This window comes from Pseudomonas sp. ARP3 (assembly GCF_001029595.1).
GTDB classification, from domain to species: domain Bacteria; phylum Pseudomonadota; class Gammaproteobacteria; order Pseudomonadales; family Pseudomonadaceae; genus Aquipseudomonas; species Aquipseudomonas rhodesiae.
This window is the reverse complement of sequence record NZ_LEKF01000027.1, coordinates 41,923-61,076: the sequence shown is the minus strand read 5'-3', so window position 1 is coordinate 61,076 and position 19,154 is coordinate 41,923. Positions and strand designations below refer to the sequence as shown.

Genomic DNA, 19,154 nt, shown 5'->3' with positions numbered 1-19,154 from the left:
TGCAGACCGTCTAATTGAACCTCTCTATCGCATAAACACGCTGTACCACCGGCAAAGGGCCGATATAATGCGGCCCTTTGCCGTCGCTCCGTCTGATGATGTTGCGCACTGGCCTTTGGCCGCAGCCTCCGTGGAAGAACCTAATGAAAAGCGCAGAAATCCGTGAAGCCTTCCTTCGCTTCTTCGAAGAGCAAGGTCACACCCGTGTCTCCTCCAGCTCCTTGATCCCAGGCAATGACCCTACCCTGCTGTTCACTAACGCGGGGATGAACCAGTTCAAGGACTGCTTCCTGGGCCAGGAAAAGCGCGCCTACACCCGCGCGGTCAGCAGCCAGAAGTGCGTGCGCGCCGGTGGTAAGCACAACGACCTGGAAAACGTCGGCTATACCGCCCGTCACCACACCTTTTTCGAAATGCTCGGCAACTTCAGCTTTGGCGATTATTTCAAGCAAGACGCGATCAACTTCGCCTGGACCTTCCTGACCGGCGTGCTGAAACTGCCGAAGGAAAAACTCTGGGTCACCGTCTACGCCAGCGATGACGAGGCGTACGACATCTGGACCAAACAAGTGGGCGTGCCGGCCGAGCGCATGGTGCGTATCGGCGACAACAAAGGCGCACCTTACGCGTCCGACAACTTCTGGACCATGGGCGATACCGGCCCATGCGGCCCTTGCACCGAGATCTTCTACGACCACGGCGCCGATATCTGGGGTGGCCCGCCGGGCTCGCCGGAAGAAGACGGCGACCGTTACATCGAGATCTGGAACAACGTTTTCATGCAGTTCAACCGCACCGCCGATGGTGTGTTGCATCCGCTGCCGGCACCGTCGGTGGACACCGGCATGGGCCTGGAGCGGATCAGTGCGGTGATGCAGCACGTTCATTCCAACTACGAAATCGATCTGTTCCAGAGCCTGCTGGCTGCGGCCGCCAAGGCCATCGGTTGCAGTAATGATGACCAAGCCTCGCTCAAAGTGGTGGCCGACCACATCCGTTCCTGCGGCTTCCTGATCGCCGACGGCGTACTGCCGTCCAACGAAGGCCGTGGCTATGTGCTGCGTCGCATCATTCGTCGCGCTTGCCGTCACGGTAACAAGCTGGGCGCCAATGGCAGCTTCTTCTACCAGATCGTCGCGGCCCTGGTCGCCGAGATGGGCGATGCCTTCCCGGAACTCAAGCAGAACCAGGCGCACATCGAGCGCGTGCTCAAGGCCGAAGAAGAGCAGTTCGCCAAAACCCTGGAACAGGGCCTGAAGATCCTCGAACAAGACCTGGCCAACCTGTCGGGCAACGTGGTGCCGGGCGACGTGGTGTTCAAGCTCTACGACACCTACGGCTTCCCGATGGACCTGACCGGCGACATCGCCCGCGAGCGCAACCTGACCCTCGACGAGGAAGGTTTCGAACGCGAGATGGAAGCCCAGCGCGTACGCGCACGCTCGGCCAGTTCCTTCGGCATGGACTACAACAGCCTGGTCAAGGTGGATGTGGCCACCGAGTTCACCGGCTACAAGGCCACCAGCGGCTCGGCCAAAGTGGTCGCGCTGTACAAGGAAGGCCAGTCGGTCGACGTGTTGAACGAAGGCGACGAGGGTGTCGTGGTGCTGGATCAGACCCCGTTCTATGCCGAATCCGGCGGTCAGATCGGCGACTGTGGTTTCGTCAAATCCAGCTCCGGTCGTTTCGACGTACGTGATACCACCAAGACCGGCGGCGCCTTCCTGCACCACGGTGTGCTGGCCTCAGGCAGTCTGACCGTAGGCTCCCCGGTGGACACCCAGGTAGACGCCGACGTGCGCCACGCCACGTCGCTGAACCACTCGGCCACCCACTTGCTGCATGCCGCCCTGCGCCAGGTGCTGGGTGAACACGTTCAGCAGAAAGGTTCGTTGGTCGACAGTCAGCGCCTGCGTTTCGACTTCAGCCACTTCGAAGCGATCAAGCCAGAGCAGATCAAGGCACTGGAAGACATCGTCAACGCCGAAATCCGCAAGAACACCCCGGTTGAAACCGTCGAGACCGATATCGAGACGGCCAAGGCCAAGGGCGCCATGGCATTGTTCGGCGAGAAGTACGGCGACAGCGTGCGCGTGCTGAGCATGGGCGGCGATTTCTCGGTGGAACTGTGTGGCGGTATCCACGCCAACCGTACTGGCGACATTGCCTTGCTCAAGATCATCAGCGAAGGCGGCGTGGCGTCCGGTGTACGTCGTATCGAAGCGGTGACCGGCGCTGCGGCCCTGGCATACCTGAACGCGGCGGAAGAACAACTCAAGGAAGCGGCCAGCCTGGTCAAGGGCAGCCGCGACAACCTGATCGACAAGCTGTCCGCTGTCCTGGAGCGCAACCGTGCCCTGGAGAAACAGCTGGAACAGTTGCAAGCCAAGGCTGCCAGCGCAGCGGGCGACGATCTGTCGGCTTCGGCCGTTGACGTCAAGGACGTGAAAGTCCTGGCCGCACGCCTGGACGGTCAGGACGGCAAGGCGTTGTTGGCCCTGGTCGATCAGTTGAAAAACAAGCTCGGCCGCGCAGTGATCCTGCTCGGCGGTGTCCATGAGGAAAAGGTCGTACTGGTTGCCGGTGTAACCAAAGACCTGACTGGCCAACTCAAAGCCGGTGATTTGATGAAGCAAGCCGCTGCGGCAGTGGGCGGGAAGGGCGGTGGTCGTCCTGACATGGCACAAGGCGGTGGTGTAGACGCCGGTGCCCTGGATGCGGCCCTGGCCCTGACCGTGCCGTTTGTCGAGGCTGGCATTTAAGGCACTGTGAATCGGCCCGTGGTCTAGTCGCGGGCCTGATCAGTGCTGGTTGATTGGATATTTAGGCGCCCCTTTACGGGCTGAGGCGGCTGGAAATGGCTTTGATCGTACAGAAATTTGGAGGCACCTCGGTCGGCTCTGTCGAAAGAATCGAGCAGGTGGCCGACAAAGTTAAGAAATTCCGCGACGCTGGCGACGACCTGGTGGTGGTGCTTTCGGCCATGAGCGGCGAGACCAATCGCCTGATCGATCTGGCCAAGGCAATCAGTGGCGACCAGCAACCGTTGCCGCGCGAACTGGATGTGATCGTGTCCACCGGCGAACAGGTGACCATTGCCCTGTTGGCCATGGCCCTGAACAAACGCGGCGTGCCGGCTGTGTCCTACACAGGCAGCCAAGTGCGCATCCTCACCGACAGCGCTCATACCAAGGCGCGTATTCTGCAGATCGACGATCAGAAAATTCGCGCTGATCTGAAAGCCGGGCGTGTGGTAGTTGTAGCGGGCTTCCAGGGTGTGGACGAGCAGGGCAACATCACCACCCTTGGCCGTGGCGGTTCGGACACCACCGGCGTGGCACTGGCGGCAGCTCTCAAGGCTGATGAATGCCAGATCTACACCGATGTGGATGGCGTCTACACCACGGACCCGCGTGTGGTGTCCGTGGCGCAGCGCCTGGACAAGATCACCTTTGAAGAGATGCTGGAGATGGCCAGTCTCGGTTCCAAGGTGCTGCAAATCCGCGCGGTGGAATTCGCCGGCAAGTACAACGTTCCGCTGCGCGTATTGCACAGCTTCAAAGAGGGTCCGGGCACCCTCATTACTATTGATGAAGAGGAATCCATGGAACAGCCGATCATTTCCGGCATCGCTTTCAACCGCGATGAAGCCAAGCTGACGATCCGTGGCGTGCCAGACACCCCGGGCGTGGCATTCAAGATCCTGGGCCCTATCAGTGGCGCAAACATTGAAGTCGACATGATCGTGCAGAACGTTTCGCACGATAACACCACCGATTTCACCTTCACCGTGCACCGCAACGAATACGACGCGGCTGAGCGTATTCTGCAGAACACTGCAAAAGAAATCGGCGCCCGTGAAGTGGTGGGTGACACCAAGATTGCCAAGGTCTCCATCGTAGGCGTGGGCATGCGTTCCCACGCCGGCGTTGCCAGCCGCATGTTCGAAGCCCTGGCCAAGGAAAGCATCAACATCCAGATGATCTCCACCTCGGAAATCAAAGTCTCGGTGGTGATCGAAGAGAAGTACCTGGAACTGGCTGTACGCGCGCTGCATACCGCTTTTGAGCTGGACGCTCCAGCCCGACAGGGCGAGTGACGTAATGCCAGAAAGGCGCGGTTTACCGCGCCTTTCATTTTTTTGTGGGCTGCGTGTGTAGGACCTGTTCTTTTGCGCGCGCTCGACAATACTTAGGCGGGTAGGGCTATGGCTTTCGGGTTGTAGGTCGAAGGCCTTTTTTTTGCAGACTGTTGTTCCTGAACTGAAATGCGTGAGGAGAAAGGCATGCTGATTCTGACTCGTCGTTGCGCAGAAAGCCTGATTATCGGTGATGGAGAAATCACCGTGACCGTGCTCGGCGTTAAAGGCAATCAAGTGCGTATCGGGGTTAACGCTCCGAAAGAGGTAGCGGTCCACCGCGAGGAAATTTACCTGCGGATCAAGAAAGAGAAGGACGAAGAACCAAGCCTTTAATTTTTATCGTTTTTTATGTTTGCAAACGGGGATGAACGTGGTTAATATACGCCCCGTGTTGCGGAGAGCTGGCCGAGTGGCCGAAGGCGCTCCCCTGCTAAGGGAGTACACCTCAAAAGGGTGTCGGGGGTTCGAATCCCCCGTTCTCCGCCATTATTTGCTTAGTACGTTGCAATCTGGATTTATCGGTAAGTTGTTGAAATTACTCGAAAAAATCGCTTTACATAGAGATTGAACGGCCTATAATGCGCGGCAACAAATGCACTCGTAGCTCAGCTGGATAGAGTACTCGGCTACGAACCGAGCGGTCACAGGTTCGAATCCTGTCGAGTGCACCATTTAAGAGTTAGCTGCAGCGATGCAGGTAGCTTGGCTTCAACCAGTTGTGATCTGGTCTAAAAACACAATCTGCACTCGTAGCTCAGCTGGATAGAGTACTCGGCTACGAACCGAGCGGTCACAGGTTCGAATCCTGTCGAGTGCACCATACAAACAAAAAGCCCGCCTAGCGCGGGCTTTTTGCCGTCTGGGGTTTTATCTTTTTTCTCTCGGCCCATGTGTTTTCCTTTCCGTCTGCGTCGTCGCAGTTCATAGATGCGGCCAATACTCAACTTTGGCTCGCAAGCGCTTGTTCTTTCCAGTTTTTTAACGTTAAAAGCGGACGCAAGGTGTATCATTGCGCCCGTCAGCCCCGCCGGGGCTTGTGGAATACCTCCATGGACTTACCCAGTAGTTACTCAGTGCCCCGTTTCACCAATCATGAATTGACTGATTGATCCTTCCGGCGTGCCCCGCTGCTGGGAGTGGAGTTCGCCTATGACCGAAGTTGAAGTAAAGAAAACTCAAGAAAGCCTGCAGGATCGCCTTGCTCAAGTTATCGAGCTGCTGCAGCGCCAGCGTGTGGTCGAAGACCTAACGCACCGCCAGGAAGGTCCTCACCACGACCGCGTCGAAAACCTGGTGCACCGGCAAAACCTCGTCGAGCTGCAACGCAAGCTCGATGATCTGCACTCTGCCGACGTCGCCTACATACTTGAAGCCCTCCCGCTCGATGATCGACTGACCCTGTGGCAGTTGGTCAAGGCCGACCGTGATGGCGACATCCTGCTCGAAGTGTCGGACTCGGTGCGTGAAACCCTGATCGCCGACATGGACGATCACGAACTGTTAGCGGCGGCCAAGGAGATGGACGCCGACGAACTGGCCGACCTGGCGCCGGAATTGCCGCGTGATGTTGTCCACGAGCTGATGGAGGCCCTTGACGGTCAGCAGCGCGAGCGCGTGCGCTCAGCGTTGTCCTACGATGAGGATCAAGTCGGCGCCCTGATGGACTTCGAGATGGTCACCATCCGTGAAGACGTCAGCCTGGAAGTGGTACTACGCTATCTGCGTCGATTGAAAGAATTGCCAAGCCACACCGATAAGCTGTTCGTGGTGGATTACGAAGGTATTCTCAAGGGTGTGCTGCCGATCAAGCGGCTGCTGGTCAACGACCCTGAGAAAAAAGTGGCCGATTTGATGGCTAGCGACACGGTGAGCTTTCATCCTGACGAAGATGCTTACGAGGCGGCTCAGGCCTTCGAGCGTTACGACTTGATTTCGGCTCCCGTGGTCGATAAGAACGGCAAGCTGATTGGTCGTCTGACTATCGATGAAATCGTCGACCTGATCCGTGAAGAGAGTGAGACCGAAGTCCTCAACATGGCGGGTCTGCGTGAAGAGGAAGATATTTTTGCCTCGGTTTGGCGTTCGCTGCATAACCGCTGGGCGTGGCTTGCAATCAATCTGATTACTGCGTTTATCGCATCCCGCGTGATCGGATTGTTCGAAGGCTCCATCGAGAAGCTGGTGGCGTTGGCGGCGCTGATGCCGATTGTGGCAGGCATCGGCGGCAACTCAGGCAACCAGACGATTACCATGATTGTGCGTGCGATGGCACTGGATCAGGTGAGTACTGCCAACTCCTCGCGATTGCTGCGCAAAGAATTGGCGGTGGGCTTGATCAACGGATTGGTATGGGGCGGCGTGATCGGCGTCGTGGCTTACTTGCTGTATGGCAGCTGGTCGCTTGGCGTAGTGATGACTGCCGCCATGACCCTTAACCTTCTGTTGGCGGCGCTGATGGGGGTGTTGATACCCATGACCTTGGCACGCCTGGGACGCGACCCTGCCATGGGTGCCAGCGTGATGATCACGGCCATGACCGACAGCGGCGGCTTCTTTATATTCCTGGGCCTGGCGACGATCTTTCTCCTCTAAGCCAACTCGATGCGCGGCTGCCCGGCCGCTACGCCGCAAGAGCGAGCAGACTTGCTCTTGCGGTTGTCTTCACAAATCCCACGCAAAAAAAAGCCAGCACTAGGCTGGCTTCTGCTTTCAGTTGCAATTCATTCGGCTTCTGCGGCCGCCTCAACGTCGTGCGCGATCAGCGAGACGAGAGCATTTTGCTGGCGATGGGAGAGCTGACGAAAACGCTGCAGCAGTTCGCGTTCGTGCAGCGACAGCTCAGGACTGTCCAGGCGCATGCTCAACTCTTCACCCAACGCACCTTCCTGAATAAGGCTCTGTTCCAGGCGCGCGATGATTTCGGAGTTCATGCTGCGGTGATGATTGCGAGCCACCTCGGCAATGCGTTCCCGCATTCCGTCTGGCAGACGTACGACGAACTTGTCAGCCGTACGGCTGGAATAAATTGCCTGTTTCAATGGGCGCATATATTTAACCGGTTAGTTCAGGGGAGCGGTTTCTGGAATTGGCCGCAAGATGAGTGTTAAGACAAGACTCACGACCAAAGTTCAACCCGAATTGCAAAGAGGCCGCATCATGCCTCACATTTGCCAGTTCCTTGGCGTCAATTCTGTGACAAATATTGAACTGCCTGGAGGCTTTATGCCAGCACTGATTTGCATTTTTGCGGACTGGTTGGAAAACATTCACTTGAGGGGCTACCCAGATGGAACTATCCCGAAAACCCAGTCGCAGCAGGGTTTGAGGCCGCACATCCTATAGCAAAGTGGCCTTTTGCCCTTATCCTTTAGACTAGTGGCAAACGGCCAAATGAGTAGGTTGAGGCGACGTAAGGTAGGGGTGAATGAAAGGAAGAGGAGGAGCTGTCAGCGCAGGATCGGATCGAATTTGATCCGACGGCCTACGAAAAGGGTTAGTAAGAAAAAGCAGGCGGATATGCCGCTGATAATTAAAGCGGTGCTTTGCTCATCTTTTGTATACGTCTCTAAGCCATACAGGCCGGTGGCGGTGGTCAAGCACAAAAAAAGCCAGGCAGATTTGCTCATTATTAAATTCTCAGAAAACCCAGTGTTCGGATGTAGGTGCGGCCTGGGTGCCCTGGCTCAGGCGTACGGGAGATTGCGCGGTTGGCGTCATCACTGCCAGTTGCGGGCGTTGCTGCAAGTGGTGTGGAACAGCGTGTTGGCTGATCTGCGCTGGGTCCTGCGCATTTGACGATTGAAAGTGAAACATCACCAGTGCAGCCAGGGCGACAGAATTGAGAGCTAACAGAAGGGCGCTGTTCATGGGCATGTTCTCCGTTTACCGCCTGGCTGAGTGGTGGGGTATAAGAACAGTATTGCAGGTGTCGTGCCAAACCATTAACTCAATAAAATCAATGGCTTGTAAGCGTTTATGCTGCTTCTCAGGTTGCAATTTGCAACGCGACCAGTTTGGGGGAGTGCATTTTGCACGACTTAGACCAAGTGCCTATGTTTACGGGGCGAAACCGAATTCGCTGTAGTCAGGATCGGCTTACGGGCAAAAAGCCTAAGGACGACATGACAAAACCCACCTCCGCCGTTAACATGCACGCCGTCCATCGCCGCCATGGCTTGATGGCTGTCATTAGTCCCAGTAGCTCAATTGGATAGAGCATCCCCCTCCTAAGGGGAAGGTTGGCCGTTCGAACCGGCCCTGGGACGCCATATTCAAAGCCCCGTACGGAATATCCGGCGGGGCTTTTTTGTGCGCGCTTGAACTTTTGCAACACGGGTCGAACCTTGGCGTCAATCGAGGTTCACAGCAGGGCTTAGCGTGTATTTGTGGCAACGGTGTACCTCGCACCCCACTGAGCATCGTCTGAACAGCAGTCAATTGTTTTGTAAAAATTTATCCCCGGAAGCTGCCTGTATTGCCTGTCCGGAACCGACCACCGGGGACTATCATGCCGATAGCCCTGTTTCTCACTGCAAGGAGCCGCTCGGAACGCCGATGCGACAGATCTGGAAATCTTTTCGAGCCCTTTATTTCGCCTCCTTGATGATGCTGATCGGCTCTGGCTTGCTCAGCACCTACCTGGCTCTGCGCCTGGCGGCTGATAACGTTGACAGCCTGTGGGTCGGTGCGCTGATGGCCGCCAACTATTTTGGTCTGGTGCTGGGCGGCAAGATTGGACACCGCCTGATTGCCCGAGTCGGGCATATCCGCGCGTATGCGACCTGTGCCGGAATTGTCGGTGCGGCGGTGTTGGGTCATGGCCTGGTCGATTGGCTGCCGGCCTGGATCGTGCTGCGGGTGATCGTGGGTCTGGGCATGATGTGCCAGTACATGGTCATTGAAAGCTGGCTCAACGAACAGGCGGACGCCAAGCAGCGTGGTGTGGTGTTCAGTGGCTATATGATCGCCTCTTATCTGGGTCTGGTACTGGGTCAGTTGATTCTGGTGATGCATCCCCAGCTCGGCCTGGAACTGTTGATGCTGGTCGCGTTGTGCTTTGCGCTTTGTCTGGTACCGGTTGCCATGACTCGGCGCATTCACCCGGCGCCTTTGCGGCCGGCTCCGATGGAGCCGCGCTTCTTCATCAAGCGCGTGCCGCAGTCGCTGAGTACAGTGTTGGGCGCGGGGCTGATCGTCGGTTCTTTCTACGGTTTGGCGCCGCTGTATGCGTCCCAGCAGGGGTTGACGACCGAGCAGGTCGGCCTGTTCATGGGTAGCTGCATCTTTGCCGGGTTGGTGGTGCAGTGGCCGTTGGGCTGGTTATCGGATCGTTATGATCGCGCGCTGCTGATCCGTTGCTTCGCGCTTTGCCTGGCCGTGGCGTCATTGCCGTTGGCGATTCTCACTCAGGTGCCGCTGGAGGTGTTGTTCATCGCCGGGTTCCTGTGCTCGTTGGTGCAGTTTTGCCTCTACCCGCTGGCGGTGGCGTTTTCCAACGACCATGTCGAAGGTGACCGCCGGGTATCTTTGACGGCCATGCTGTTGGTTACCTATGGCGTCGGCGCCAGTGTCGGGCCTTTGTTGGCGGGTGTGGTGATGAAGTTGTTCGGCAGTCAGATGCTGTACGCGTTTTTCACCTTGTGCGCGCTGATCCTGGTGTGGCGGATTAGGCCCAAGGCTGTCACTAATCTGCATCAGGTGGACGACGCGCCTTTGCATCACGTAGCGATGCCCGACAGTATGTCCAGTTCGCCGTTGGTCGCGGCGCTCGATCCGCGGGTGGATGAGCAAGTGGTGCAGGATCAGATGCAAACGAGCCCCGAGTCCGAAGTCGAGCCGCCGCAGCCGCCGGTCGAGGAGCCCGGTACCGAGGCGCCTGCCGAGCAGCCGGACTCCGACGAGCATCCCAACGGCTTGAGCGGGGCGCGTCCCTAACAACGAAAAACGGGCAGACCCCTGAGGGCTGCCCGTTTTTTATTGCGACCTGTGGCGCTTAAAAGTCGTCGTCTTTGTCGAAACGACGTGCTTCGCGCTGCAATTGGTAAACGAAACGCTCGACCTGTCGCTGCACCAGCCCGCTCATATTATGGAAGCGTACGCCGGCGAAAGTGGTGTTGATCTTCTCTTCGAAGTGCAGGTAGCGCAGTTCGACCGAGGTGGTCATGCTGCCGAAGGGCAGGGCGGCGATAAATCGGTCATAGACCTGGCCCAGTTGCAGGCGCTCAGTGATGTCTCCCTCGAAGCGCAATTTGCAGCCGGTGGCGGAAATATCCAATAGCTTGCCGTTGATCGGTGCCTTGAGCTTTTCACCACCCAGCTCGATGTTCACCAACTGTGCCAGCTTCAGGGCTGCACGAAAGGCATTCCTGCGTTGGTGATACACAACTTCATTGGGCATGCTGCCGGTGTAGATGCGGTGACCATTCTTTTCGCTGATGGTCATGCCACCGTTGCTTTCCCACGCGACGCGCACGCCATCGTGGAAGCCTTCGATGCGGAACGGCTCGCCATTTTCAAGATAGCGCTCACCGTCGCGGGGGATCATTTCGTCCATGACCAGCGTGTTACTGTCCCGATCGACATCCACCAGATAACTCTGGAAACGCTGGCTGCGCTCGTGAAACGTAATGATCAGCGGGTCATGGCTTTCTTGCAGCATTCGCAAGTTGCCGGCGATTTCCAGAGGCGTGGTGAGGACCTTGGGGGGCTGCGGAGCATCTTCCGCATTAAGAGCGTTGAACACGGTTCTTCCATCTCCAGACAAATACGACTACACGCAAGAACCGGCATTTTGCCAGCATGTAGCGCGCCTTGGATAGGGCGCGCGGTAAACCGGTGTCAGGCTTGGCTGCGGGTGCTAGGCTTGACCAGACGCGAGGTGGAGCCCTGAGCGTTATACAGCGCCGGTGGCTCGCCGCCGTGGAGTATACGCAACTGGTTGGCCGTCGTAGCTTGCTGAAGCTGAATCGACTGGCCGTTGAGTTGATTGGCTTCCTGGCACTGGCTGAGCAATTGATTGAGTGCTTTGCTCTGAGTGAGCAGATGGTCGCCCACCGAGGAGTGGCTGGCCAGCTGTGCCAGGCCGTCATGGTCTGCGGGCAGACCCAGGCTGATAAGGATCTGGCTGCGTTTCTTGCCATGCTGTTCCAGTAGGACGATCAGCGACTGCTTGCGCGCCAGGATTTCCTCAAGGAGCGGCATATCCCGGCCATAGAGCGCCAAGGATTCTTCTTTTAGCAGCTCGAGCAACTGTTGCGTCGGCGCTAGATCATCGATGATCAGTTGAAGCAGGGTTTCGTCGTGATGCATGGCTGGCCTTGGGTTTTAAGCGTCCAAAAGCCCGGCGCAGGCCTTTGCCTAGCGCTCGGCTTCGAAGTTAAGCAGCTTGCTGGCTACACGGTTGCTGTCGACTTTGTAGCTGCCATCAGCGATTGCCTGTTTCAATTCGGCCACGCGGGCTTTATTGACCACCGGTTGATCGCGCAGCGAGTCAGTGACCTTCTGCAACTGTTGAGCCTCATTGCTCAGGTGTACCGATTCCCCGCTCTGGCTGGCGCTGGTCTGTTCCGTCTTGGCAGGCGCTGGGGCCTTGGTTTCCGCACTTTCTTTGGCACCCGTGGTGCGAGCAGTACCAGACGTTGCCGGGGAGTTATTTAAACGATTGAAATCAATGACCATGATAAAAAACCTCTGGGTATTTGGACGCTTGCCATGTTTTCGGCCATACCCGGATAAACTTTAGGCGCGAATGACAATAAATCTCCACACGGGACTTCTCGTGCACAGTGTAGGAAAACCCAGCGTCCTCTACCAGCGATCTATAAAGCCACCTCCACTTGTCCTGGGGCGGTCACGCGCGCTTTGATCACGCGGTTTGAATTGAGGTTCTTAACCCGGATCTGCTCGCTCATGCCGCCGTTGGACAGTGCTTCACCGGGCATTTTCACATTCAAAGCGCCGCTACTGGCTGAAATCACCACCTGATCGCCCTTACGGATAACCTCGGCCTGCTCTAAATGAACCAGCGTGAGAACCTGATCGGTGACCACTGGTCGGGTTAATCTCTGCCCGATGGCCTGGTCGACGCTCGTCAGATAGCCCTGACTGATCTGACTGATGTCACGTTCACGTAAGACGACATCCTCAAAAGCGATGATCCCGGTGCGCTTCAGTGGCCTCGCCACCACCACCACATCGCGGAATAGTTTGACCTGCGCCGGCACAAACACGGTCCAGGGCGAGGCGCCGTCGCACCGGACCCTTACAGTCACACGGCCGATGGGCTGGGCAGGACTTTCCAGGGTGGCTGTCAATTCCTTGTCGCACATCGGCATGCGCAGGCGAGGGTCCAATTGGTTGACTTGGATTTCATAACGACCCAGCGTCTGTGTAGTTGCCAGATAATCTTCTACAGTGAACTCAAGAAAGCCTTGAGTGACGCCGATAAGGAGATCAGGCAAGGTGACGTTCTCTGCGCGGGCCGTGGTGCCCAGGCAGAAAGCCAGCAATGCCATCGAGACGCTGAGCAATCTGCGGTGGCGGGGGTGTCGGGAAACTGTCGTTTTCATATCCATAGCCAACAAATAGCAAAGCTCGTGCCGTTTAGTGTCGGGTGCGCGTCGTACCCCCGAAGGTTTTAGCGTAGGAGTCTGGGCATGGCAGGTGTAATGGATTCAGTAAACCAGCGCACACAGCTGGTAGGGCAGAATCGCCTGGAGTTGTTGCTTTTCCGCCTCGATGGCAGGCAGCTGTATGGCATCAATGTGTTCAAAGTGCGGGAAGTGCTGCAATGCCCCAAACTGACGATCATGCCCAAATCCAGTCCGGTGGTATGTGGTGTGGCCAATATTCGCGGCGCCACTATCCCGATTCTTGATCTGGCCCTGGCGACAGGCTCGTCCGGTCTTCAGGACCGTGAAAGTCCGTTCGTGATCATCACCGAGTACAACACCAAGACCCAGGGTTTCCTGGTGCGCTCGGTGGAGCGCATTGTCAACATGAACTGGGAAGAGATCCATCCACCACCCAAGGGCACCGGCCGCGATCACTACCTCACGGCGGTGACGCGGGTCGATAACCAGTTGGTGGAAATTATCGATGTGGAGAAGATCCTCGCCGAAGTTGCCCCTACCTCTGAGACCATTTCGGTGGGCGTGGTCGATGCCGAGACGGCGCACAAAGCGGTGTCCTTGCGTGTGCTGACGGTGGATGACTCTTCCGTGGCGCGCAAGCAGGTGACCCGTTGCCTGCAAACTGTCGGTGTGGAAGTGGTGGCGCTCAACGATGGCCGCCAGGCGCTGGATTACCTGCGCAAACTGGTGGATGAGGGCAAGAAGCCGGAAGAAGAATTCCTGATGATGATCTCGGATATCGAGATGCCGGAAATGGACGGCTACACTCTCACAGCCGAGATACGTAGCGACCCGCGTATGCAAAAATTGCATATCGTCCTGCATACTTCATTGTCGGGTGTATTCAACCAGGCCATGGTCAAAAAGGTCGGGGCGGATGATTTCCTGGCCAAATTCCGTCCTGATGACCTTGCATCGCGGGTTGTCGACCGGATCAACGCAGCAGATCACGGCTAAGGTTTAACCTTGGCGATCATACGATTTTAGAGGCGGTATCAGTGTCGACAGGTAATTTGGATTTTGAACAGTTCCGGGTCTTCCTGGAAAAGGCCTGTGGCATATTGCTCGGTGAGAACAAGCAGTACCTGGTATCCAGCCGTCTCAACAAGCTGATGGAGCAGCAGGGTATCAAGTCCCTGGGCGAGTTGGTTCAGCGGATCCAGAGTCAGCCGCGCAGTGGGCTCAAGGAGATGGTGGTCGATGCCATGACCACCAACGAAACCCTGTGGTTTCGCGATACGTATCCCTTTGAAGTGCTTAAGAGCAAGGTGTTGCCGGAAGCCATCAAGGCCAGTCCCGGACAGCGCTTGCGCATCTGGTCGGCGGCCTGTTCGTCGGGGCAGGAACCGTACTCGATTTCCATGGCTATCGACGAGTTCGAGCGGACCAACATGGGCCAGTTGAAGGCTGGGGCACAGATTGTCGCCACTGACCTGTCCGGGACCATGCTGAACAACTGCAAGACCGGCGAATACGACACCCTGGCACTGGGTCGCGGTTTGTCTCAGGAGCGTTTGCAACGTTACTTTGACTCCAAGGGAGCAGGGCGTTGGGCGGTAAAGGCGCCGATCAAGAGCCGAGTGGAGTTTCGCTCGTTCAACCTGCTCGACAGTTACGCCAGCCTGGGCAAGTTCGACATGGTGTTCTGCCGCAACGTGCTGATCTACTTTTCGGCCGAAGTGAAGAAAGACATCCTGTTGCGTATCCATGGCACGCTCAAGCGTGGCGGCTACTTGTTCCTCGGAGCGTCTGAGGCGCTTAACGGCCTGCCGGATCACTACCAGATGGTGCAGTGCAGCCCTGGCATCATCTACCAGGCCAAGTAAACAAGGCCTGTACAGTCAAAAATGTGGGAGGGGGCTTGCCCCCGATAGCGTCGGATCAGTCACCTATCCATGACTTGATACACCGCTATCGGAGGCAAGCCTCCTCCCACTTTTAGTTTTGCGGCAATCCCCCATTGCCGCTTTACTGGCGCCAAGCGGAAGCCGCTTGCCGCTTTTCTGGCATTGCCGCCGGTAATTTCTGCTTAAGTCCTTGATATATGGGGGCTGAAAAAATTGGCATGCACCTTGCTATACCTCTGTCAACGAACAGCAGGTCAGCCTAAAGGTTTCCGCCATGAGCATCAGCTTCGATAAAGCGCTCGGTATCCATGAACAAGCCCTGGGCTTTCGCGCCCAGCGTGCCGAAGTCCTGGCCAACAACATTGCCAACGCCGATACCCCGAACTACAAGGCTCGGGATCTGGATTTCTCCGCCGTGCTCGCTGCACAGCAGGACAAGACCAAAAACGGCACCTTTGCCTTGAATATGACCAACAGCCGTCATATCGAAGCGCAAGGCCTGAGCAGTGGTGACGAGTCGCTGCTGTATCGCACGCCGATGCAGCCATCCATCGATCAGAACACCGTCGACGCGCAGCTGGAGCAATCTGCCTATGCCGAGAACTCGGTGAACTTTCAGGCCAGCTTCACCCTGCTCAACAGTAAATTCAAAGGGCTGATGTCAGCCCTGCGTGGAGAGTAAGCCATGTCCCTGTCCAGTGTTTTCAATATTGCCGGCAGTGGCATGAGCGCGCAGACCACGCGCTTGAACACCGTCGCCAGTAACATCGCCAACGCCGAGACCGTGTCTTCGAGCATTGACCAAACCTACCGCGCCCGTCACCCGGTGTTCGCCACCATGTTCCAGGGCGGCCAGAGCGGTGGCAGCGATTCGCTGTTCCAGAACCAGGACGCCGCGGGCCAGGGTGTGCAGGTACTCGGCGTAGTCGAGGATCAAAGCAACCTGGAAGCCCGTTACGAGCCCAACCATCCGGCGGCGAACGAAAAAGGCTACGTGTACTACCCGAACGTCAATGTGGTCGAGGAAATGGCGGACATGATTTCGGCCAGCCGCTCGTTCCAGACCAACGCGGAAATGATGAACACCGCCAAAACCATGATGCAGAAGGTCCTGACCCTGGGTCAGTGATAAGGGGCGCCAACCATGGCCATTGTCGATACGTCTAATAACACGGCGGTTCAAGACCTTTTCAACTCGAAGGTCAAGACGGCGTCGGACAACACTAACTTAGCGGATGCTTCCAAGGCCGCGACCGGCAGCCAGTCACTGGGCAAGGACGCATTCTTGCAGTTGCTGGTCACCCAGCTGAAAAACCAGAACCCGCTGTCGCCCCAGGACAACGGCGCGTTCGTTGCCCAACTGGCGCAATTCAGCAGCCTGGAAGGCATCAACACCCTCAATGACTCGGTGAATTCGATTTCCAGCAACTTCAGCTCCTCCCAGGCGCTGCAGGCTTCGTCGCTGGTAGGTCGTTCGATCATCACCCAGACCGACAAGGCTTTGGTCGATACCAGCAAGAGCATGACCGGTTCGGTGGCGGTGACGGCGGCGACGGGCAACGTCTCCGTCAAGATTACCGACAAGGACGGCAACGTGGTCCGCACCATCGATATGGGCGCCCAAAGCGCCGGCACGTCCGACTTCATCTGGGACGGCAAGAACGACAAAGGTGAGGTGGCGGCAGCGGGTACTTATACCTTCGCGGCCACGACCAAGAACGACAAAGGCGACTCGGTGGCCCTGGCGACTTCGCTGCCGGCAACGGTGACCAGCGTGACGCTGAGCAAGACCGGCGGCGAAATGCTGCTGAACCTGGCGGGCGGCATGGGCAGCGTCAAGCTGTCGCAAATTCAGACTATCGGTACATAGAGCCGGCTAAATACGGCAGAAGGAGAGAAACATGTCTTTTAACATCGGCCTTAGCGGCCTCTATGCAGCCAACAAACAACTGGACGTGACGGGCAACAACATCGCCAACGTCGCGACCACTGGCTTCAAATCCTCTCGTGCGGAATTCGCCGATATCTACGCTGCCTCCAAGCTGGGCACCGGTCAGAACAGCATTGGTAACGGTGTGAACCTGGCGGCGGTGTCACAGCAGTTCACACAAGGTGACGTCAATGGCAGCGGCGGTATCCTGGATATGGCGATTCAGGGCGGCGGCTTCTTCGTGCAGAAAGGCAGCGACGGCTCCCTGGAGTACACCCGTTCCGGTGCGTTCCGTGCCGACAAGGACGGCTACATCACCAACAACACCGGCACCTCGCGTCTACAGGGTTACGCAGCGGATGAAGACGGCAAGATCATCAAGGGCGGCCTGACCGACCTGCAACTGAACCTGTCGAATCTGCCGCCCAAGGCGTCTACCAAAGTGGACTCCACCAGTAACCTGAACTCTTCTGAGCCGGTGATCGACCAGACGCTCAAGCCGTTCAACCCTACCGATACCAGCACCTTCACCACCCAGTACAGCACTACGTTGTACGACTCCCAGGGTAATGCGCACCCGATGGTGCAGTACCTGGTGAAAACCGACGGCAACAAGTGGAACGCCTACACCCTGATCGACGGCCGCAACCCGAACGGTTCGGCGCCTACCGGCACACCGTCCACGCCGCCTGTTCCGTCGACCCTGAGCTTTGATGGCGCGGGCAAACTTACCGGTATTCTCACCGGGACTGTTTCCAGCACGACTCTGAACATCACCGGCTGGGTGCCAGGCACCGTGACCAATGGTGTGTGGAAGGCAAATGGTGCGGATGCCAACCCGACCGGTATCGCCATCAACATGGCCAACATCACGCAGTACAACTCCGCCACTTACCGTAACCCACCGGTGACCGACGGTTATGCGACTGGCCAGATCACCGGCCTGAAAATTGACGGCAGCGGTGTACTGTTCGCCACGTTCAGCAACCAGCAGAGCAAGGCCATCGGCCAGATATCTCTGGCCAGCTTCAACAATGAGCAGGGGCTGCAGCCTTCCGGCGGCACTTCCTGGCGTGAAACCTTTGCTTCGGGCCAACCGGGTTACGACACCCCTCAGGCCGGTACCTTGGGTTCGATCGTGGCCAACTCGCTTGAGAACTCCAACGTCAACCTGACCAACGAACTGGTAGACCTGATCAAGGCCCAGAGCAACTACCAGGCGAACGCCAAGACCATCTCGACCCAGAGCACCATTATGCAGACCATCATTCAGATGACCTGATGCCATGGCGTTATGCGTTTGACTTAAAGCCCCTCCATCGAGGGGTTTTTTTTTAATCAATATCATCTGGAACGCCCTACACCCCCAATACCACCCAGGAAGCGGCGAGCCGTTGAGTGTGTGATTTTGGTTGGGGGAGAGCGATGGGAAATCAGTGGCAGGTGGGTCTTGTCGGGACCGGAGCGCATTTTCCTGCTGGAGCGGCACCGCTTTATTTGAGCGAAAAAGGCGCGACAGTCAATATTAACGATGACGTGAGCGCAAATAAGAGCGCCGTCGCAACACTGCTCAAGGAGCTTGACGACGCGCAAATTACCGGCAAGAGCCAGACCGTCCGGGAGCTACGCGACAAACTTAATGAGAAGCGCAAAGCGCTTGGCGACGAGGAGTTCAAAAAAATCCTTGAGCAACTCAAGGAAGAATGGCCGAGACGGTGGCTGGATCTTTTGAAGATGCTGTTTCCGGATTTGTTCCCTGATGAGCCTTCTCCTTCTCCGCAGCCATCACCTGGTGGTGGTGGTGGTGGTGGTGGTGGTGGTGGTGGCAGGGTCAACCCTACGGACTTCGGTCCCGTGCAGGCTATGACCAACAAGCCGTTTACTGAAGGCGCCAAGTACACTGATTATAAAATCGACAAAAGCAATCCGGGGCAAAAACCTGGCATGTCTAGAGAGGCCGGCAATATCTGGAGCGGTTTCAAGCAAGGTCCTGATGGGAACTGCACCACAGTGGCTGCAATAAAGGCTGCAATGATGAAGTTTGGTCAGAAACCCACCGATATTTTCAAGGACGTGACAGCCAATGGCGATGGTTGGGATATACAGATGCGAGATGGGTTCCAACTCCATCTAAGCAAGAGCGAACTGCAGCAGGCCGCCCAGCAGGCTCGGTTCATGGGTGATGATGCGGGCATGATGACCGATGCCAACTTCTTATACGCAGCAAGTGCAAAGCGGGCTCATATGGAGGGCAATCAGGGATGGGGATTTGGTAATGACGCTAATGCACGCAGAAGCTTCGCAGATGCGTTGGTCAGTTTGAATGACGGTGAAATGCTCTCCGAGGGACTTGATCGCCTGGGGTTGAAAGGTTTGTACCGGCAATCTTCAAGTTCTGAGCTTGCGAGCGGCGTGCTTGGCGTCGTGGCTTATGGCGGCCATGCGATGGCATCCATTGGCGGACATGTGGAGCTATGGGGCGGACGAGGCGGCCAGCCTCAGAATGGTGGCGAGGCGTATGCATTCAAATAATGGCAAAGACCGTTCAGGATTCGTGGCGCTGTAAAAACAAAAAAGCCCGTCAATCCAAAGGGATGACGGGCTTT

The 19,154-nt window shown here is 57.0% G+C and carries 19 protein-coding genes and 4 tRNA genes; 16 read left to right on the top strand and 7 right to left on the bottom strand.

Annotated features, from left to right (window positions below; genetic code table 11):
- Positions 1–143 precede the first annotated feature (143 nt).
- From alaS to mgtE, 7 genes are all read left to right on the top strand, one after another.
- Entirely contained in the window at positions 144–2,762 is a 2,619-nt protein-coding gene (gene alaS / locus ABX75_RS24430) for an alanine--tRNA ligase (protein ID WP_040269234.1), read from the top strand.
- Between the two features lie 95 nt (positions 2,763–2,857).
- On the top strand, positions 2,858–4,099 hold the full coding sequence (locus ABX75_RS24425) for an aspartate kinase (RefSeq protein WP_034099923.1): 1,242 nt from the start codon (positions 2,858–2,860) through the stop codon (positions 4,097–4,099).
- Positions 4,100–4,285: 186 nt separating this feature from the next.
- Positions 4,286–4,474: a carbon storage regulator CsrA gene (gene csrA / locus ABX75_RS24420; protein WP_003175645.1), complete on the top strand. Its 189-nt coding sequence runs from the start codon at positions 4,286–4,288 to the stop codon at positions 4,472–4,474.
- Between the two features lie 62 nt (positions 4,475–4,536).
- Positions 4,537–4,627, top strand: a tRNA-Ser gene (locus tag ABX75_RS24415).
- Between the two features lie 108 nt (positions 4,628–4,735).
- Positions 4,736–4,812 (top strand) — tRNA-Arg (locus ABX75_RS24410).
- A gap of 72 nt (positions 4,813–4,884) precedes the next feature.
- Positions 4,885–4,961, top strand: a tRNA-Arg gene (locus ABX75_RS24405).
- A 329-nt stretch (positions 4,962–5,290) separates the two neighbouring features.
- Positions 5,291–6,733 carry a magnesium transporter gene (gene mgtE / locus ABX75_RS24400; RefSeq protein ID WP_034099922.1) on the top strand — a complete coding sequence of 481 codons (1,443 nt, stop codon included), beginning with the start codon at positions 5,291–5,293 and terminating at the stop codon, positions 6,731–6,733.
- A gap of 128 nt (positions 6,734–6,861) precedes the next feature.
- On the opposite strand, the gene ABX75_RS24395 is transcribed toward mgtE, so the two are convergent.
- The 3 genes from ABX75_RS24395 to ABX75_RS28790 form a co-directional block, all read right to left on the bottom strand.
- Positions 6,862–7,188, bottom strand: a complete 327-nt coding sequence (locus tag ABX75_RS24395; RefSeq protein ID WP_017849200.1) for an Arc family DNA-binding protein — start codon at positions 7,186–7,188, stop codon at positions 6,862–6,864.
- 399 nt (positions 7,189–7,587) lie between these two features.
- The gene (locus ABX75_RS24385; RefSeq protein ID WP_047882818.1) at positions 7,588–7,767 is read right to left on the bottom strand and encodes a PA3371 family protein; all 180 of its coding nucleotides are present in this window, start codon (positions 7,765–7,767) and stop codon (positions 7,588–7,590) included.
- Between the two features lie 10 nt (positions 7,768–7,777).
- On the bottom strand, positions 7,778–8,008 hold the full coding sequence (locus ABX75_RS28790) for a hypothetical protein (protein WP_082136203.1): 231 nt from the start codon (positions 8,006–8,008) through the stop codon (positions 7,778–7,780).
- Positions 8,009–8,332: 324 nt separating this feature from the next.
- Here ABX75_RS28790 and ABX75_RS24380 point away from each other — a divergent pair.
- A tRNA-Arg gene (locus tag ABX75_RS24380) sits at positions 8,333–8,409 on the top strand.
- Positions 8,410–8,695: 286 nt separating this feature from the next.
- Positions 8,696–10,075, top strand: a complete 1,380-nt coding sequence (locus tag ABX75_RS24375) for an MFS transporter (protein ID WP_047882817.1) — start codon at positions 8,696–8,698, stop codon at positions 10,073–10,075.
- A gap of 58 nt (positions 10,076–10,133) precedes the next feature.
- Here the strand turns inward: ABX75_RS24375 and ABX75_RS24370 are convergent, their stop codons facing one another.
- From ABX75_RS24370 to flgA, 4 genes are all read right to left on the bottom strand, one after another.
- The gene (locus ABX75_RS24370) at positions 10,134–10,883 is read right to left on the bottom strand and encodes a flagellar brake protein (RefSeq protein WP_034099917.1); all 750 of its coding nucleotides are present in this window, start codon (positions 10,881–10,883) and stop codon (positions 10,134–10,136) included.
- 95 nt (positions 10,884–10,978) lie between these two features.
- Positions 10,979–11,449, bottom strand: a complete 471-nt coding sequence (locus tag ABX75_RS24365) for a flagella synthesis protein FlgN (RefSeq protein ID WP_034099916.1) — start codon at positions 11,447–11,449, stop codon at positions 10,979–10,981.
- Between the two features lie 48 nt (positions 11,450–11,497).
- On the bottom strand, positions 11,498–11,818 hold the full coding sequence (gene flgM / locus ABX75_RS24360) for a flagellar biosynthesis anti-sigma factor FlgM (protein ID WP_034099915.1): 321 nt from the start codon (positions 11,816–11,818) through the stop codon (positions 11,498–11,500).
- Between the two features lie 140 nt (positions 11,819–11,958).
- Complete coding sequence (flgA, locus tag ABX75_RS24355) at positions 11,959–12,714, bottom strand: flagellar basal body P-ring formation chaperone FlgA (protein WP_034099914.1); 756 nt, start codon at positions 12,712–12,714, stop codon at positions 11,959–11,961.
- Positions 12,715–12,795: 81 nt separating this feature from the next.
- Between flgA and ABX75_RS24350 the strand changes: the two genes are divergently transcribed.
- From ABX75_RS24350 to ABX75_RS24320, 7 genes are all read left to right on the top strand, one after another.
- A complete protein-coding gene (locus tag ABX75_RS24350; protein WP_034099913.1) occupies positions 12,796–13,728 on the top strand; it encodes a chemotaxis protein CheV in 933 nt (310 codons plus the stop codon).
- A gap of 41 nt (positions 13,729–13,769) precedes the next feature.
- The gene (cheR, locus tag ABX75_RS24345) at positions 13,770–14,597 is read left to right on the top strand and encodes a protein-glutamate O-methyltransferase CheR (protein ID WP_034099912.1); all 828 of its coding nucleotides are present in this window, start codon (positions 13,770–13,772) and stop codon (positions 14,595–14,597) included.
- 295 nt (positions 14,598–14,892) lie between these two features.
- A complete protein-coding gene (flgB, locus tag ABX75_RS24340; protein ID WP_003175633.1) occupies positions 14,893–15,300 on the top strand; it encodes a flagellar basal body rod protein FlgB in 408 nt (135 codons plus the stop codon).
- 3 nt (positions 15,301–15,303) lie between these two features.
- Positions 15,304–15,747 (top strand): flagellar basal body rod protein FlgC, encoded by a 444-nt coding sequence (gene flgC, locus ABX75_RS24335; protein WP_024076985.1) that lies wholly within the window; start codon positions 15,304–15,306, stop codon positions 15,745–15,747.
- A gap of 15 nt (positions 15,748–15,762) precedes the next feature.
- Positions 15,763–16,488: a flagellar hook assembly protein FlgD gene (gene flgD / locus ABX75_RS24330; protein ID WP_034099911.1), complete on the top strand. Its 726-nt coding sequence runs from the start codon at positions 15,763–15,765 to the stop codon at positions 16,486–16,488.
- Between the two features lie 31 nt (positions 16,489–16,519).
- On the top strand, positions 16,520–17,830 hold the full coding sequence (gene flgE / locus ABX75_RS24325; protein ID WP_034099910.1) for a flagellar hook protein FlgE: 1,311 nt from the start codon (positions 16,520–16,522) through the stop codon (positions 17,828–17,830).
- A gap of 143 nt (positions 17,831–17,973) precedes the next feature.
- Complete coding sequence (locus ABX75_RS24320) at positions 17,974–19,080, top strand: hypothetical protein (protein WP_047882816.1); 1,107 nt, start codon at positions 17,974–17,976, stop codon at positions 19,078–19,080.
- Positions 19,081–19,154: the final 74 nt, after the last annotated feature.